Origin of the sequence: Mycobacterium sp. (genome assembly GCF_032159765.1) — a bacterium.
Taxonomy (GTDB): Bacteria; Actinomycetota; Actinomycetes; order Mycobacteriales; family Mycobacteriaceae; genus Mycobacterium.
Window position 1 is genome coordinate 1 of record NZ_JAVHWM010000026.1, and the last position, 14,991, is coordinate 14,991.

Here is a 14,991-nt window from a genome sequence, read left to right on the forward strand (position 1 = left end):
AACCCAGCTCTGGACATGGCCGTGCGGGCAGTGACCGCGCTGTGGATGCCGTGGCAGGGCAAGCGGTTCGATTCCGACTCGGCCACCGGCGACAACCGGCTGACGCGAAGCACCGGGCTGGTGTCCAAGTTGCTGTGGCCGCTGTACTCGATGCGCGATGCCGAGGCCGGGAAGCTGGCATTCGACTTCAAGACATACGTCGAGGCCGGAAAGGACGACCCGGACATTCAGGTCATGGTGATCGACTACGCCGACGTGGAGAAGAACCCGCGTCTGATCATCCGCAGCATCCGCGACGAGCTCGTCGAGCTGGTTCGGGGCGTCTATCTCGGAAAGATCCTCTTCAACACGGAGCGAGGCTTGTCCGAGCGACAATCAGGCTCCGGAGATAGTTACAGCAAGATCGGCTACTTCGCCCTCCGCACACCCCGTTGAACTGGGCAACTACGACAAGGAATGGTGGTTTCAGGTGAGTCGCCAGTGGTATGAGCACCCGTCGTTGATCCTGCAACTCAAGGATCTGGCCAAGGCCCGCGACGACTTGCGGGAGAAGAACCTGTTCGAGGCTGACGGCATCCGGCCCAAGGATGACCTCGGCGAGCCCACCGAGGAGGTGAAGCGCGCTCGAACTCCGGACGGCACATGGAACGACCTCGACGACCCGTGGATGGGCTCGAAGGGTTCCGGCTTCGGCCGCAACGTGCCCCTGTCCAAGACGATTCCGGACACCAAGCGGCTGCTCGACCCCGATCCGCGAATGATCAGCCGCCGGTTGATGGCCCGCGACGAGTTCAAGCCGGCAGGCATTATTAACGCGCTCGCCGCGGCGTGGCTGCAGTTCGAGAACCACAACTGGTTCTTCCACGGCGACGGCCAAGCTGACAAGACCATCGACATTCCGCTGCGCGACGGTGACGATTTCCCCGAGGATCCGATGCGGATCCGCTGCACGATCCCGATGCGGGGCGAGATCATCCAAGGGTGCCCTGCGCCGGTGTTCGGCAACGTCGAAACCCATTGGTGGGACGGCTCGCAGGTCTATGGCAGCGGCAAGGAGCGCCAGGCTGAGGTGCGCACATTCGTCGATGGCAAGGTCAAAGTCGGCGACGACGGGCGGCTGCCCAAGAGCGATATTCCCGGTATTGACCTCACCGGCATGCGGGAGAACTGGTGGGTCGGGGTTGGGCTGCTGCACACGTTGTTTGCCCGTGAGCACAACTCGGTGTGCGATGCGCTGAAGAAGGCCTACCCCAGTCTCGACGACCAACGACTCTTCGAGCTCGGGGCCCTGGTCGTCTCGGCGCTGATCGGCAAGATCCACACGGTGGAGTGGACGACGTGCGTGTTGCGTCACCCCGCACTGCAGATCGGCATGAACGCCAACTGGTATGGCGCCCTGGGGGAGACGTTCAAGGATCGAATCGGTCGGATCGGGGACAGCGAAGTCCTCTCGGGCATCATAGGGTCGTCGTCCGACCACCATTCTTCGCCGTTCTCGTTGACGGAAGAGTTCGTCTCGGTCTACCGGATGCACCCGCTGATTCCCGACGACTGGAATTTCTTCTCGCTGGAGTCTGGCGAGCACCTCGAGCATCAATACTTCACCGAACTGCAGGGCCGTTTCACCCGCGACTTCATGGACCGCATGGAGATGGGCGATATGTGGTACTCGTTCGGCATCGCCAGCGCCGGAGCGGTGTGCCTGCACAACTACCCAAACGCACTGCGAGAACTCAAGCGGGTCGACGGGCAGATCACGGACTTGGCCACTCTGGACATCGTGCGCGACAGGGAACGCGGAGTTCCCAGGTACAACGACTTCCGTGAAGCGCTGCGGATGCCGCGCCGCAAAACGATGGAGGAGATCACGCCGAACGCCCAGTGGGCCAAGGAGATCAACGAGGTGTACAACGGCGACGTCGACGCCGTCGACCTGCAGATCGGGATGCAGGCCGAGAAACCGCCGAAAGGCTTTGGATTCTCGGACACCGCATTTCGCATCTTCATCCTGATGGCGTCGCGCCGGCTGAAGAGCGATCGGTTCTTCACCAACGACTTCCGGCCCGAGGTGTACACCCAGATCGGGTACGACTGGGTGAATCACACTTCTATGAAAGATGTTCTGCTGCGCCACTATCCGGAACTGGAGCCGGTGATCGGCGATGCCGAGCGGGTGTTCGCGCCGTGGCCGCGGCTGGGTGCACCAACCCCTGGCAAGAAGAATCCGATCGTCCAGCTCGCGGACTCCGTCCGCGCCTACATCCCGTGGGGGTAATCGACTGTGGCAGATTTCCCGCACGCGTCCGTCCTGGAAGGCATTCGGTTCACCGCCCAGATCGGAGCTCCCAACATCATTCTGGGGCTGTTCAATAAGCGGGAACTGCCGACGCGGATCGCATCTACCGTCGGCGCTGACTACCTCGGTTACCAGCTGGTCGAAGGGCTGGTCCGCAACCACGGTCCCGGGCCGTTCTACGTCCGCGTCGCCAAAGACGAGGCGCTCCTGCTGACGAGTCCTGATGACCTGCAGTTCGTGCTCGGCGCCTCGCCGGATCCGTTCGCATCGGACCCGCCACCGAAACGCAAAGGGATGAGCGCCTTTCAACCCGAGGCGCTGACAATATCGCGCAAACCCGTCTGGGAGGATCGGCGGCGCTTCGCGGAGGCTGTGCTCGACACCGGCAAGCCCATGCACCGGTTGGCGCAGCCGTTCACGGGCGTCGCAGCGCAGACCGCCGCGGACCTGGTCCAGCGCGAGGCGAACTGGCAGACGTTCAACGACGCGTTCCAGAAGTTGACGCGCCGAGTGGTCTTCGGCGACAGAGCGGCAGACGACACCCGGCTGTCCGAGATGCTGGGCGAACTGATGTCGGCGGGCAACAAGATGCCAGGGGAGCCGGCGCCTGGCTACGACGAGTTCATCGCCCGGATCGATGGCTACGTTGTGAATCCCGAGCCCGACAGCCTTGCCGGGATGATTGTCGAAGCACCTCCTTTGGCCGAGGGCAAGCCTTCGGGGCAACTGGTGCACTGGCTTTTTGCCATGGGAGATACGCTAGCGGCCAACACTTTTCGAGCGCTTGCCCTCTTGGCGACACACCCGGAGCAGCAACACGAGGTGCGGGCGGAGATGGCGGACGCCGACATCAACTCTGCCGGCGGCATCGCTTCTTTGGATTACCTCGCCGGATGCCTGCTGGAGGCGATGCGTCTGTGGCCTACGACGGCGCTGTTCGGTCGGGTGGCCACTCGCGATGTCGAGTTCTCCAACGGCGCCGTGGTGCCCGAAGGTACACAGGTGTTGGTATACAACGTCTTCAACCACCGCAACCGCGATCGGATCCCGTACGCGGACCGCTTCTCGCCCGGAGAGTGGGCGAGCGGGGACGCGGGAAGTGACTGGTCGTACAACTTCTTCAGCCACGGCCCGCAGGTCTGCCCCGGGGCGGGTTTGTCGGTGTTCCTCGGCCAGGCGGTCCTCGCACACCTGCTTGACGCGGCCACACCCCAAGTTTCCGGCACCAACCTCGACCCGGCGAAGCCGTTGCCGCACAGCCTCGACCTGTACGGGTTCACCATCGGTTTCGTCCGATAGCCCGACCGCTCGGCGCGAAACTGCATTCCACGCGGAAAACGTCGAGTGGGGACCTGCGTGGTTACAGTCTCGGCGCAAAGGCCCGGCGTCAAACGATTTTGATCACCGTCAGGGTGTAGTTCGGCCCGCTGTTGTTGGTCACGTAGAGATGGGTGCCGTCGGCACTGATGGCGATTGCGCTCGGATTGCTGCCGGCAGGCAGGGTGGCGGTGACGGTATTGCTGGCCGTGCCGATCACCGACACGTTGCCGTGCGCGCCGCTGGCGACATACACACGGTGTCCATCGGGGCTGACGGTCAGCGCTGTGGCGCTGTCGACGCTGATGGTGGCGGTGACGTGATTGGTGGCGGTGCTGATCACCGACACCGTATCCACGCCGACCGTGTAAACGTGGTGGCCACCGGGGCCGAACGCTACGGCGAGCGGATTGGGGACTCCCACGGTGGCGACCACATCGTTGGTGCCGGTATCGATCACCGACACGCTGTCGTCGCCGCTGTTGGCGACATACACGTGGTGGCCGAACGGGCCGATGGCCAACGAGTACGGATGGTCGCCGACCGCGACCGTGTCGACGAGATCGTCGGTGGCCGTATTGATCACCGACACGGTGCCGTCGCCGGCGTTGGCGACATAGGCACGGTGCCCGTTCGGGCCGACCACGACCCCGAACGGGTCATTGCCGGTAGGGGCGCTATCGACCACCTGGTTCGTGCTGGCGTCGACCACCAGCAGGCTGGTGGTGGTGACATAGACCCGCCCGGTGGTTGGGCTGACCGCCAACCCGTACACACCGACGGTGCCCGCTCCGATGGTGGCGATGACGCCGTTGGTGTTGCTGTTGATCACCGACACCGTCTTGTCGCCGAGATTGCCGACGTACACGCGATGGCGCCGCGAGTTGACCGCGACCGAGCACGGGTTGTCGCCGACCGCGATGACGGCCTGGATCGGCATGCTCGCTACTCCGCGGGTGGCGCGAACAACTCCAGCGCGATGCCATCCGGGTCACGGAAACTCAACCCTGATCCATAGCCGGCGTCGACGATGCCGCCGTGGCTGATGCCGAGCGCGTTGAGCCGGTCCATCCAGGTCTCGAGGTCGGCGCGGCTCGCGACCCCGAAGCCCACGTGGTCAAGGCCCACGCGAAACTCCGTGAACCGTTCGTCGGGCACTCCCCGCTCGTGCTGGTGAATGCCGAACAGCGTGCCTCCGGGGAGCACCCAGACGAGGTGCCGAAAGCCGGCGTCGGTGTGCTCGTCGACCACCGGATCGGCGCCGATCAGCTCGCGGTACCACGCACCGCTGGCGTCGGCGTCCTTCACGGTGACGGCTACGTGGGCGAGGCCGGGAAAGTCGGCCATGGTCATCTCCTTCGGTCGGGTGAGTGATTACAGGACGCGTTTGCCGCGACGCGCGCGGGATCGCATGTCCCGCAAGTACATCTGATATCCGGCGATCCACACCTGCCGCGGAATCACACGGTCGGCCAGCCGCAACCCCTTCAGCAGCCATTCGAATCGGCGCTGCTGACCGGCCGTCCACGGCAGCTCCATGTGCTCGCGAAACTCCGCAGGCAAGAAGCCCGTCGTCGCGAACAAATTCAGTGGGCCGCCGATCATCCGCAACGGCCACGGCAGAAAAGCCAGGCTCGCAACGCCATATAGATGCCGTCGTACCGGCGGATCGATCCGCAGCTCGTCCAAGGACCGCTTCCAATATTCGTCGAACGCGGCGCGGTCGGGAGGCCACATCGTTTCCGGCACTTGCAAGGTGGTGCCGAGCCGCTTCGCGTCGCGGTACACGTCGTCGGCAGCGGCATCGTCGAGTGGTCCGTACAGGAACTCCTGCTGGTCCACGAAGTAGCGGTACAGGCAGGCCGCCACCCAGAGCTGCAGCTTGGGGTCAAAGGCGTTGTAGGACACCGGGCTTTGCGCGGTGGAGCGCACCTGCGCGTGGGCGGTGTCGACCGCGCGCCGGATGAGTTCGCGATCAGCTTCAGTGCCGATGGTCGCGGCCGCCAGGTACGTGCCGGTGGTCCGGGCTCTCTTGAACGGGTGTTTGTAGACGTTGCCGGAGTCGACGGGACTCTCCAGGACGCCGTAGCCGACGGCCGGTAACGACAGTTGCATGATGACGTTGGCTGCCGGCAGCAGCACCGCCGCCGGATTGAGCAGGTCTGCGACCCTCGTCGGTCGTCGCGCCATACGGGCAGTACACCACGATGTGAGACGCTGCCGAGGTGTTTGCGCCGAGATCGAGCGCTGTCGGGATCCTGGCAGGCTGGCTGGCCGATCTGGTGTTCGCCGATCCGCGGCGAGGACACCCAGTCGCGGGGTTCGGTGCTGCGGCCGACCGACTGGAGCGGACAACGTATCGCGACAATCGGTCGGCGGGTGTAGCGCACGTCGGCCTGCTGCTCGGGGCCGTCTCGCTCGTCGGTGTCGGTGTCGAGCGCGTTGCCGGCCGCCCAGGTGTCGCGTTGGCAACGTGGACAGCGCTCGGCGGAACGTCGTTGATGCGGACGGCGTCAGCCATGGCGGACATGCTGGTGGCCGGCGACGTCGACAATGCTCGAAAGCTGTTGCCGGCGCTGTGCGGCCGTGACCCCGAGTCGTTGGACGTCGACGGGCTGACCCGGGCAACGCTCGAATCCTTGGCCGAGAACACTTCCGACGCGCAGGTGGCGCCGATGTTCTGGGCCGCGGTCGGCGGGGCACCCGGCGCCTTGGCCTACCGCGCGGTCAACACGCTCGATGCGATGATCGGCCACCGCTCGCCCCGGTATCTCCGATTCGGCTGGGCGGGGGCGCGATTGGACGACATCGCCAACTTCGTCCCGGCTCGGCTCACCGCGACGCTCGTTGCTCTGTGTGCCCCACTCGTCGGGGGATCTCCGACGGGTGCGATACGGGTCTGGCGCCGTGACGCGGCGCGGCATCCCAGCCCCAACGCGGGCGTGGTCGAGGCCGCGTTCGCGGGCGCACTGGGCGTTCGGCTCGGCGGCCCCACGCGCTACGCGCACGCGCTCGAGATCCGTCCAGAACTCGGCGATGGCCGCGCGCCCGACGTTGATGATCTGCGCCGAGCGGTCCGCTTATCGCGAATCGTGCAGACCGCGACCGCCGTCGCCGCGGCTATCGCCGTCGGCCGTAGCGGTCGGCGAGTTTCTGCTCGGGCGTAGCCGGGGCCTCGGGCTCCGGGGCTGCCGCTGCCTCACGCCGGCGCTCGCGAAGTTCGGCAAACACGAAGTAGCCGAGGCCGATCGGCGCAATGATCCCGAACGCAATCCACTGAATTCCGTAGGACAGGAACGGCCCGGCGTCGAGGTGGGGCAGTGGCAGCACCCCCAGGCCGCCGGGCTGGTTGTCGGTGAGCTGCAGATACGGCTGCGCCAGAGGGGTTTTGGTGACCGTGCCGACCTCTTGGGTGTTGATCGAGTACACCTGCACCATGCCGTCCTCGGTGATCGGCGCCTTGCTTGCGTTGGCCTCCGAATCTCGCAGCCGTGCGGTGACGGTCACCTGGCCGGACGGCGGCGGCGCCATCGGCGGCACACGCGAACCTTGCAGCGGCCGCACGTATCCGCGGTCGATCAGGACCGTCGGTCCGTTGTCGACGGCGAAGGGCGTCAGCACCTCGAACGCGGGCGAGCCCTCCACCACCCGCAACCGCGCCAGCACCGTCGTATCCGCGAGGTAGTGGCCTGTCGCTGTCACAGGCCGCCACTGAGCCGAATCAGATTGGGACAGAAGCGAAGTCACCGGCACCGGTGCGGCGTTCATCGACGAGGCGATCTGGTCGTTCTCGCGTGAGGTCCTGGTGTTTTTCCCGAGCTGCCACGGAGCCAGCACGGTGAAACACAGATAAGCGAACGCCACAACCACCAGCGCGAGCGCGATCCAGCCCGGCCGCAACAGGAACGTCCAGCGCCGATGAGCCCTCGCGCGAAGAGAATTGCGGCGATGAGCGCTCGCGCGAAGAGCATTGCTGCGCATCAGCCGACCAGACCGCGGGCCGCGAGCTGCTCGTCGACCCAGTCGTGCAGGCCGGGCAGCGACGCGACGATGACGTCGTGTGTTTCCTCGAAATCGTCGTCATCGCCGTAGTACGGGTCCTCTACGTCCAGTGCATGCGCGCCAGATCGCGGGTCGAACGAACGCAACAGCCTGATCCGCTCGGTCGGCACGCCGAGGTGGGCGAGCATCCTGACATGGTTGCGGCCAAGCGCGACAACCAGATCCGCGTTCAGGTGGTCGTTGTCGAGCTGGGCTGCGCGGTGATGTGTCGAGTAGCCGTGTGCGCGCAGCACGCGGTGCGCACGTTCGTCGACCCCGGATCCGATGTGCCAGTCGCCCGTTCCTGCGCTGGTCACCCGCACGTGGCCGGCGAGCCCGCGCTCTGAGATCTGGTGTGCGAACATCTTTTCCGCCATCGGGGAGCGGCAGATGTTGCCGGTGCACACGAACGTGACGTGCAGCGGCCCGGAGAACGACTCAGACACCGAGAACCTCGCGAAGCGCGGCCACCGTCGACACCTGCGTGAACGGGCGTTCGACGTCGGGGTCCTGGAAATCGCGCCCGCCGTAACCCCATTCGACGACGACGGTGTCGATGCCGTGATGTGCTGCACCCTCGACGTCATGCGCGCGATCACCGACCATCAACACGTGCTCGGGCAGCGGGTCGAGTTGGGACAGCACGTGCGCGACGACGTCGGCCTTGGCTGCGCGCGTTCCATCGAGGCTCGCACCGCCGATCACCTCGAAATGCTCGTCCAGCCCGAAGTGCGCCAGGATCCGTCGTGCCGTCGGTTCGGCTTTCGACGTGGCTACGGCTAGCCGCACGCCCGCGCCGCGCAGGTCGGCCAGCAGCTCCGGGATTTCGTCGAACACTTCGTTGAGCTCCCAGCCACGGGTGGTGTAGTCGGCGCGGTAGGCGGCGATCGCCGCGTCTGTTTTCTCGCCGAGACCCATCAGACCAAGAGTGTGGTGCATGGGCGGTCCCACGACCATGCCGGCCAGGTCCGGATCGTCCGGCACAGGCTCGCCGACCTGGCTGAGCGCGTAGCGGAAGCTCGAAACGATGCCCCGAGCGGAATCGGTCAGGGTGCCATCCAGGTCGAAGATCACCAGTTCGGGCCGTGCGGTCACCTTCTCTCCCGTCGCTTCGCTCGCCCCACCTCTCCATTCTCCCCGATCGCCTCGCACTACTGTCGAAGCTGTGCGGTACCACGGTGACCAGGCGGCATTACCGGGGATGCTGGACTTCGCTGTCAACGTGCGCGCAGCAGCGCCGCCGCGCTGGTTGCTGGACAAGCTCGCGGCCCGCCTGCTTGACCTCGGTCGTTATCCCACCCGGCACGACGAACACGCCGCCACCGCCGCGGTGAGTGCGCGCCATGGCTGCCCCGACGACGAGGTGATGCTGCTCGCCGGTGCCACCGAGGCGTTCGGACTGTTGGCAAATCTGCGGCCGCGCCTTGCCGCGCTGTTGGCCCCCTCGTTCACCGAGCCCGATGCCGCGCTGGCAGCAGCGGGCGTCCCCGTCGTCCACGTGGTGGTGCGCGCGCCGTTCGGTATCGGCGGCGTCGAGATTCCCGACGAGGCCGATCTCGTGGTCGTCGGCAACCCCACCAACCCGACATCGGTGCTGCATCCCCGCGAACACATTCTTCGGCTGCGCAGGCCGGGCCGGATCGTGGTGATCGACGAGGCGTTCGCCGACGCGATCCCCGACGAGCCGCAGTCGCTGGCCTATGAGCGGTTGCCCGACGTGCTCGTGCTGCGCAGCCTCACCAAGACGTGGGCACTGCCCGGGCTGCGGGTCGGATACGCGTTAGGTGCGCCCGACGTCTTGAACCGGATGGCTGCGACACGACCGCACTGGCCGTTGGGCACCCTGCAGCTCGAGGCGCTGATCGCGTGCAGCCAACCGGATGCCGTCGCTGCGGCGGACGAGCAGGCCGCGGGACTCGTCGAGATACGCACACAGATGGCCGATGCGTTGGCAGGGATCAGAGTTCACGTAGTCGACGGCGCCGCGCCGTTCGTGTTGTTCGAGGTCCCGGATGCACATCTAGCACGAAAGCAATTGGCCGCCAAGGGAATCGCTGTCCGCAGATGTGACACATTCGTCGGCCTGGACGGGCAGTTCCTTCGGGCCGCCGTCAAGCCGGAGTGGCCGACGCTGGTGGCCGCACTGGCCGAGGTCCTGGCATGAGCGTGCGGCTGTCCGAGATCATCGCCGTGCTCGAGGAAGCCTACCCGCCGCAACTGGCCCAGCCGTGGGATTCGGTGGGTCTGGTGTGCGGCGACCCCTCTGATTCCGCCGACGACGTCGTCGTCGCAGTGGACGCCACTGCGGCCGTGGCCGCCGAGGTGCCCGACGGGGGCCTGCTGCTCGCGCACCATCCGCTGCTTCTGCGCGGGGTCGACTCCGTGGCGGCCAGCACGCCGAAAGGCTCGCTTGTTCACAGTCTGCTTCGTTCCGGCCGAGCGTTGTTCACCGCGCACACCAACGCCGACTCCGCGTCGCCCGGCGTATCCGACGCGCTGGCGGACGCCATCGGGGTGCAGGTCGACGGCGTGTTGTCGCCGGCCTCCGAAGGCCCCCCGCTCGACAAGTGGGTGGTGTTCGTGCCGCTGGAGAACGCCGACGCGGTGCGCGCGGCCATGTTCGCCGCGGGCGCCGGCCAGATCGGCGATTACTCGCAGTGCAGCTGGAGCGTCACCGGCACAGGGCAATTCCTGCCGGGACAAGGCGCGTCCCCTGCGATCGGCAACATCGGGTCCGTCGAAAAGGTCACCGAGGACCGCGTGGAGGTGATCGCGCCGGCGCCCATGCGGCCGTCTGTGCTGACGGCGATGCGCGCCGCCCACCCGTACGAGGAACCCGCGTTCGACGTGTTCGCGCTCGCGCCGCTGCCGGGCGACGTGGGCTTGGGCCGCGTTGGCTCACTTCCATCGCCAGAGCCGTTGCACGAGTTCGTCTCCCGTGTGCAGCGGTCGCTGCCGCAGACGTCGTGGGGAATCAGGGCGGCAGGCGATCCTGACAGCCCGGTATCGCGCGTCGCGATGTGCGGCGGAGCCGGCGATTCGCTGTTCGCCGACGTGACCCGCTCGGGCGTCGACGTGTACGTCACCGCCGACTTGCGTCACCACCCGGCCGACGAGCACCGGCGGGCGTCGGAGGTTGCGCTCGTCGACGTCGCGCACTGGGCGAGCGAATTCCCCTGGTGCGAGCAGGCGGCCGGGATACTGCGAGGCCGGTTCGAGTCGTCGCTGGCCGTGCGTGTGTCGACAATCCGCACCGATCCATGGAACATCGAGGTTGATGTGCAATGAAAGCTGCTGCAGAACAACAGCTTTGGCTAGCTGAAGTTGTGGTGATCGACGCCGAGCTGGCACGAATCACGTATCGCCGGGCGCATCTGCCCGAACTGCAGCGCCACGAGGAAGTGAAGGACGAACACCGAGCCGCAGGCGACCGGGTGGCCGCGTTGCAACTCGCCCTGGAAGACGTTGAGACGCAAGTCAAGCGCTTCGAATCGGAGATCGACGCCGTCCGCCAGCGCGAGGACCGGGATCGGTCGCTGCTGGATGCGGGCAGGGCCGACGCGAAGCAGATCACCGACCTGCAACACGAACTCGAGACCTTGCAGCGTCGTCAATCCAGCCTCGAGGACTCCCTGCTGGAGGTCATGGAACAACGGGAGGAGTTGCAAGCCGACCTCTCCCGCGAACAGGCCGCGATCAACACGCTGGAGGCCGACCTGGCCACCGTCGACAATTCTCGTGACGAGACGTTCGCCGACCTGGACAAGACCACCGAGGAGCGCACCCAGCGGAGAACGGAACTCCTCGCAGGCATCGCCGACGAGCTCGTCGCACTGTACGAGCGGATTCGCTCGTCGACCGGAGTGGGCGCCGGTGTGCTGCAGGGCAAGCGATGCGGCGCGTGCCGTATCGAGCTCGACCGCGGCGAGCTGGCGCGGATCTCGGCTGCCGCCGATGACGACGTGCTCAGGTGTCCTGAATGCCGCGCAATCCTGTTGAGAGTCAAGGGATCCGGTCAGTGAAAGTCATCGTGGAAGCCGACGGCGGATCGCGGGGCAACCCAGGTCCCGCGGGATTCGGCACTGTGGTGTGGTCAGAGGATCACTCGACGGTGCTTGCCGAGGTCAAGGAGGCCATCGGCACGGCGACCAACAATGTCGCCGAGTACCGCGGTCTGATCGCAGGGCTCACCGCGGCCGGGCATCTGCGCGCCACCGAGGTGGAGGCGCGGCTGGACTCCAAGCTCGTCGTGGAGCAGATGTCAGGACGCTGGAAGGTCAAGCATCCGGATCTGGCCGAACTGCACGGCCAGGCGCGCAGCCTCGCGTCGGGCTTCGGTCGCGTTTCGTTCATGTGGGTTCCTCGCGAGGAAAACACGTACGCCGACCGTCTCGCGAACGAGGCGATGGACGCCGATGAGCGCTCGCGCGAAGAGCATGTTGCCGATGAGCGCTCGCGCGAAGAGCATGATGCCGATGAGCGCTTGCGCGAAGAGCATGTCACCGCGGCATCGGCAGCGGCCCCTGCACCTGCTGCCTGGACCGGCGCACAGGGCGCACCGACGAGGCTGCTCCTGTTGCGCCACGGCCAGACCGAACTCTCCGTGCAGCGGCGGTATTCCGGCCGTGGGAACCCACCGCTGACGGACCTGGGACGCCGTCAAGCCGACGCCGCTGCCGAGTATGTCGCCGCCCGCGGCGGCATCGCGGCTGTGATCACCTCACCGCTGCAACGCGCCCATGACACCGCCGGCGCTGTCGCGAAGGCGCTCAGCCTGGGCGTCGTCGTCGACGACGACTTGATCGAGACCGATTTCGGTGCGTGGGAGGGTCTGACGTTCGGCGAGGCGGCCGAGCACGATCCTGAGTTGCATCGAAAATGGCTGCACGACACCACGATTGAGCCGCCGGATGGGGAGAGCTTCGGCAACGTGCGCACGCGGGTGGAGCGGGCGCGCGATCGCATCCTCGCCGAGTTTCCGGGCGCGACCGTGCTCGTCGTCTCGCATGTGACGCCGATCAAGACGATGCTTCAGATCGCGCTCGACGCGGGCCCGACCATCCTGTACCGGATGCACCTGGACCTCGCCTCGCTGTCCATCGCGGAGTTCTACCCTGACGGCAAGGCATCTGTGCGCCTGGTGAACCAGACCGATTACCTCGACTAGAGCGGCCTCAAATGGACGGGCATGTGGCGCACTCCCGCGTGCTTGTTGCTGCGGACGTACTCCACCGGCCCCGTCAACGTCACCTCACCGACACGGTCGAGTAGCGCGTCGAGCACGACGCGAATCTCCATCCGTGCCAACGCCGCTCCAAGGCAGAAATGGGTGCCGCGGCCAAACGCCAGGTGCGGGTTGGGGTTTCTGGTGATGTCGAAGACATACGGGTTGGTGAACACCGCCTCGTCGCGGTTCGCCGATGCCCACCACAGCGTCACCTTGTCGCCCGCCCGGATCTGCCGGCCGGACATCTTGACGTCGCGCGTCGCCGTGCGGCGGTTGTACGGCGTCGACGACGCCCACCGCAGAATCTCCTCGACCGTGCCCGACAACAGCGACCGATCCGCGCGAACCTTCTCCAGCGCATCGGGATTCTCGCAGAGTGCAAGCGTGCCGATCGCGATCGAGTTGCGCGTGGTCTCGCTGCCCGCCGCGATGACGAGGCTGAAGAACATGTGCTGCTCCATGTCTGACAGCGCGCCGTCGTCGATGCGCCCATTGGCCACCACCGACAGCAGATCGTCGCCCGGCACCGCGCGCTTGCGCTCGAGCAGGTCGGTTCCGTAGGCGAACATCTCGGCCGACGCCTGCTGCGTGCGTGCCGTGGCCTCGCCCACTTCGCGGTCCTCGTAGTCAAGCGTCACGTTGGCCCACTCCAGCAGCCGGTGACGGTCTTCCTGGGGAACGCCGACGAGCTGCGCCACCGCCTGCAACGGCAGCTCGGCGGCCACGTCGACGAGGAAATCGCAGTCCGCTTTGGCGAGTGCCTGATCGACCACCAGTGCTGCCCGTCGGCGCAGGTCGTCCTCGATCGCCGCCAATGTCCTCGGCGCGACACTGGGCGTCAGCAGCCGCCTGAACTTGGCGTGCCGAGGGTCGTCCATCATGTTCAGCAGGACGCCGATTGCCCACTCGCGGGCCATGTCCTCCAGCGTCGTGCCGCCGCCTTCGCGGTCTCCGCCCGTCTCTGACGAGTAGGTGGTGGCGTCGGCGGCAGCGTCGACGACGTCGGCGTAGCGACTCAGCACCCAAAATCCCTCGCCGCCCGGCGAGTGCTGCGTGGCCGGATGGAACCAGACTGGGGATTCGCGACGCAGCTCGTCGAAGACACGATGGGGAAAGCCCGTGGCGAACCGGTCCAGGTCGGTCAGGTCGATGTCGTCGTGCACAGCAAATACGGTGCCACACCCGCGTGTGAACAGTGTTACTAGAGTTACTGGTGGTACGGTACGCGGCTGTGGGCCATGTCGCCGTGGACCGCCGCAAATTCATGGCGGGTCTTGCCGTCGCCATTGTTTCGGGCGTCGGTGTGGCCCGCTGGCAAGTCGACGCGACTCCGCGCGTGCTGGCTGCGGCCAGTGACGGGGCGAGCCCGCTGCCGGCGTCCCGGCTGCCGGGCTTGTTGCCGCCGCCGGGCCCCGAATCGCGAATCGCGTTGCCGGGCAGAGGAACGATGTGGAGTCTCCCTGGCGACGGGGACTGTCTGGCGTTGACGCTCGACGACGGCGTCGACAGCGAAGTCGTGCGGATGTACACGCAGTTCGCCAAGGACACCGGATTGCGGTTCACGTATTTCGTCAACGGGCGTTACAACTCGTGGCAGGACAACAAGGACCTGCTCGCGCCACTGGTCGAATCCGGCCAGATCCAACTGGGCAACCACACTTTTTCCCATCCCGACCTGACCACCCTCCCGGTCAAGGCTGCAATGGACGAAATCAGCCGCAACGACGACTTCCTGAGGAACACGTACGGCGTCGACGCCAGGCCCTACCTGCGGCCGCCCTACGGCGCCCACAACGCGACTGTCGACGCAATCGCGGCTGGTCTGGGCTACACGATTATGGCGCTGTGGTCGGGAGACCTCGGGGATTCCAACCTCATCAGCGAGGATGCGATCGTCAAAGCCGCCGATCGGTTCTTCACCCCGCAGACGGTCATCATCGGCCACTTGAACCATCCGCCGGTGACCCATGTCTACGGGCACTTCGTCGATTTGATCCGCGACCGCAAATTGCGGTCGGTCAACCTCAACGACATCTTCGCGAAACAGTGATGACTCTGTAGTCCTGCCGACCAGGCTGCGCAACAAGTCAGAAACATCGCCGATTTAGCT

Annotated in this window: 15 protein-coding genes and 1 pseudogene; 9 read left to right on the forward strand and 7 right to left on the reverse strand. The window is 66.1% G+C overall.

Features of this window, described 5'->3' with window-relative positions:
• The 3 genes and pseudogenes from QOH60_RS02900 to QOH60_RS02910 form a co-directional block, all read left to right on the forward strand.
• A pseudogene (locus QOH60_RS02900) lies at window positions 1–435 on the forward strand (hypothetical protein); the annotation flags it as partial.
• Window positions 436–469: 34 nt separating this feature from the next.
• Complete coding sequence (locus QOH60_RS02905; protein WP_526416900.1) at window positions 470–2,275, forward strand: peroxidase family protein; 1,806 nt, start codon at window positions 470–472, stop codon at window positions 2,273–2,275.
• A gap of 6 nt (window positions 2,276–2,281) precedes the next feature.
• Window positions 2,282–3,595, forward strand: a complete 1,314-nt coding sequence (locus QOH60_RS02910; protein WP_526416902.1) for a cytochrome P450 — start codon at window positions 2,282–2,284, stop codon at window positions 3,593–3,595.
• An 88-nt stretch (window positions 3,596–3,683) separates the two neighbouring features.
• Here the strand turns inward: QOH60_RS02910 and QOH60_RS02915 are convergent, their stop codons facing one another.
• The 3 genes from QOH60_RS02915 to QOH60_RS02925 are packed head-to-tail and all read right to left on the reverse strand — an operon-like array spanning window position 3,684 to window position 5,803.
• Complete coding sequence (locus QOH60_RS02915) at window positions 3,684–4,553, reverse strand: YVTN family beta-propeller repeat protein (protein ID WP_526416904.1); 870 nt, start codon at window positions 4,551–4,553, stop codon at window positions 3,684–3,686.
• Window positions 4,554–4,558: 5 nt separating this feature from the next.
• Window positions 4,559–4,960: a VOC family protein gene (locus tag QOH60_RS02920; RefSeq protein WP_526416906.1), complete on the reverse strand. Its 402-nt coding sequence runs from the start codon at window positions 4,958–4,960 to the stop codon at window positions 4,559–4,561.
• Window positions 4,961–4,987: 27 nt separating this feature from the next.
• Window positions 4,988–5,803: an oxygenase MpaB family protein gene (locus QOH60_RS02925; protein WP_526416908.1), complete on the reverse strand. Its 816-nt coding sequence runs from the start codon at window positions 5,801–5,803 to the stop codon at window positions 4,988–4,990.
• Between the two features lie 35 nt (window positions 5,804–5,838).
• Here QOH60_RS02925 and QOH60_RS02930 point away from each other — a divergent pair, with 35 nt between their 5' ends.
• Window positions 5,839–6,780, forward strand: a complete 942-nt coding sequence (locus QOH60_RS02930) for a cobalamin biosynthesis protein (RefSeq protein WP_526416910.1) — start codon at window positions 5,839–5,841, stop codon at window positions 6,778–6,780.
• Here the strand turns inward: QOH60_RS02930 and QOH60_RS02935 are convergent.
• From QOH60_RS02935 to QOH60_RS02945, 3 genes are read right to left on the reverse strand one after another with little or no spacing between them, the layout of a single operon-like run.
• Complete coding sequence (locus tag QOH60_RS02935; RefSeq protein ID WP_526416912.1) at window positions 6,734–7,594, reverse strand: SURF1 family cytochrome oxidase biogenesis protein; 861 nt, start codon at window positions 7,592–7,594, stop codon at window positions 6,734–6,736. The two genes, QOH60_RS02930 and QOH60_RS02935, sit on opposite strands and share 47 nt — an antisense overlap.
• Window positions 7,594–8,100: a low molecular weight protein-tyrosine-phosphatase gene (locus tag QOH60_RS02940; protein ID WP_526416914.1), complete on the reverse strand. Its 507-nt coding sequence runs from the start codon at window positions 8,098–8,100 to the stop codon at window positions 7,594–7,596. The genes QOH60_RS02935 and QOH60_RS02940 overlap by 1 nt, the downstream gene beginning before the upstream one ends.
• Entirely contained in the window at window positions 8,093–8,749 is a 657-nt protein-coding gene (locus QOH60_RS02945) for an HAD-IA family hydrolase (protein ID WP_526416916.1), read from the reverse strand. Before QOH60_RS02945 ends, QOH60_RS02940 begins: the two co-directional genes overlap by 8 nt.
• A gap of 106 nt (window positions 8,750–8,855) precedes the next feature.
• Here QOH60_RS02945 and cobC point away from each other — a divergent pair, with 106 nt between their 5' ends.
• Genes cobC through QOH60_RS02965 form a run of 4 tightly spaced genes read left to right on the forward strand, consistent with a single transcriptional unit; the run spans window position 8,856 to window position 12,821 of the window.
• Window positions 8,856–9,818, forward strand: a complete 963-nt coding sequence (gene cobC / locus QOH60_RS02950) for an Rv2231c family histidinol phosphate aminotransferase CobC (RefSeq protein ID WP_526417091.1) — start codon at window positions 8,856–8,858, stop codon at window positions 9,816–9,818.
• Window positions 9,815–10,942, forward strand: a complete 1,128-nt coding sequence (locus QOH60_RS02955; protein ID WP_526416918.1) for a Nif3-like dinuclear metal center hexameric protein — start codon at window positions 9,815–9,817, stop codon at window positions 10,940–10,942. Before cobC ends, QOH60_RS02955 begins: the two co-directional genes overlap by 4 nt.
• Window positions 10,939–11,676, forward strand: a complete 738-nt coding sequence (locus QOH60_RS02960; protein ID WP_526416920.1) for a zinc ribbon domain-containing protein — start codon at window positions 10,939–10,941, stop codon at window positions 11,674–11,676. The genes QOH60_RS02955 and QOH60_RS02960 overlap by 4 nt, the downstream gene beginning before the upstream one ends.
• On the forward strand, window positions 11,673–12,821 hold the full coding sequence (locus QOH60_RS02965; RefSeq protein ID WP_526416922.1) for a bifunctional RNase H/acid phosphatase: 1,149 nt from the start codon (window positions 11,673–11,675) through the stop codon (window positions 12,819–12,821). Before QOH60_RS02960 ends, QOH60_RS02965 begins: the two co-directional genes overlap by 4 nt.
• On the opposite strand, the gene QOH60_RS02970 is transcribed toward QOH60_RS02965, so the two are convergent.
• Window positions 12,818–14,044, reverse strand: a complete 1,227-nt coding sequence (locus QOH60_RS02970) for a cytochrome P450 (RefSeq protein WP_526416924.1) — start codon at window positions 14,042–14,044, stop codon at window positions 12,818–12,820. The genes QOH60_RS02965 and QOH60_RS02970 overlap by 4 nt on opposite strands.
• Window positions 14,045–14,127: 83 nt before the next feature.
• On the opposite strand from QOH60_RS02970, the gene QOH60_RS02975 reads away from it, so the two are divergent.
• Entirely contained in the window at window positions 14,128–14,931 is an 804-nt protein-coding gene (locus QOH60_RS02975; protein WP_526417093.1) for a polysaccharide deacetylase family protein, read from the forward strand.
• The last annotated feature ends 60 nt before the right edge of the window (window positions 14,932–14,991 follow it).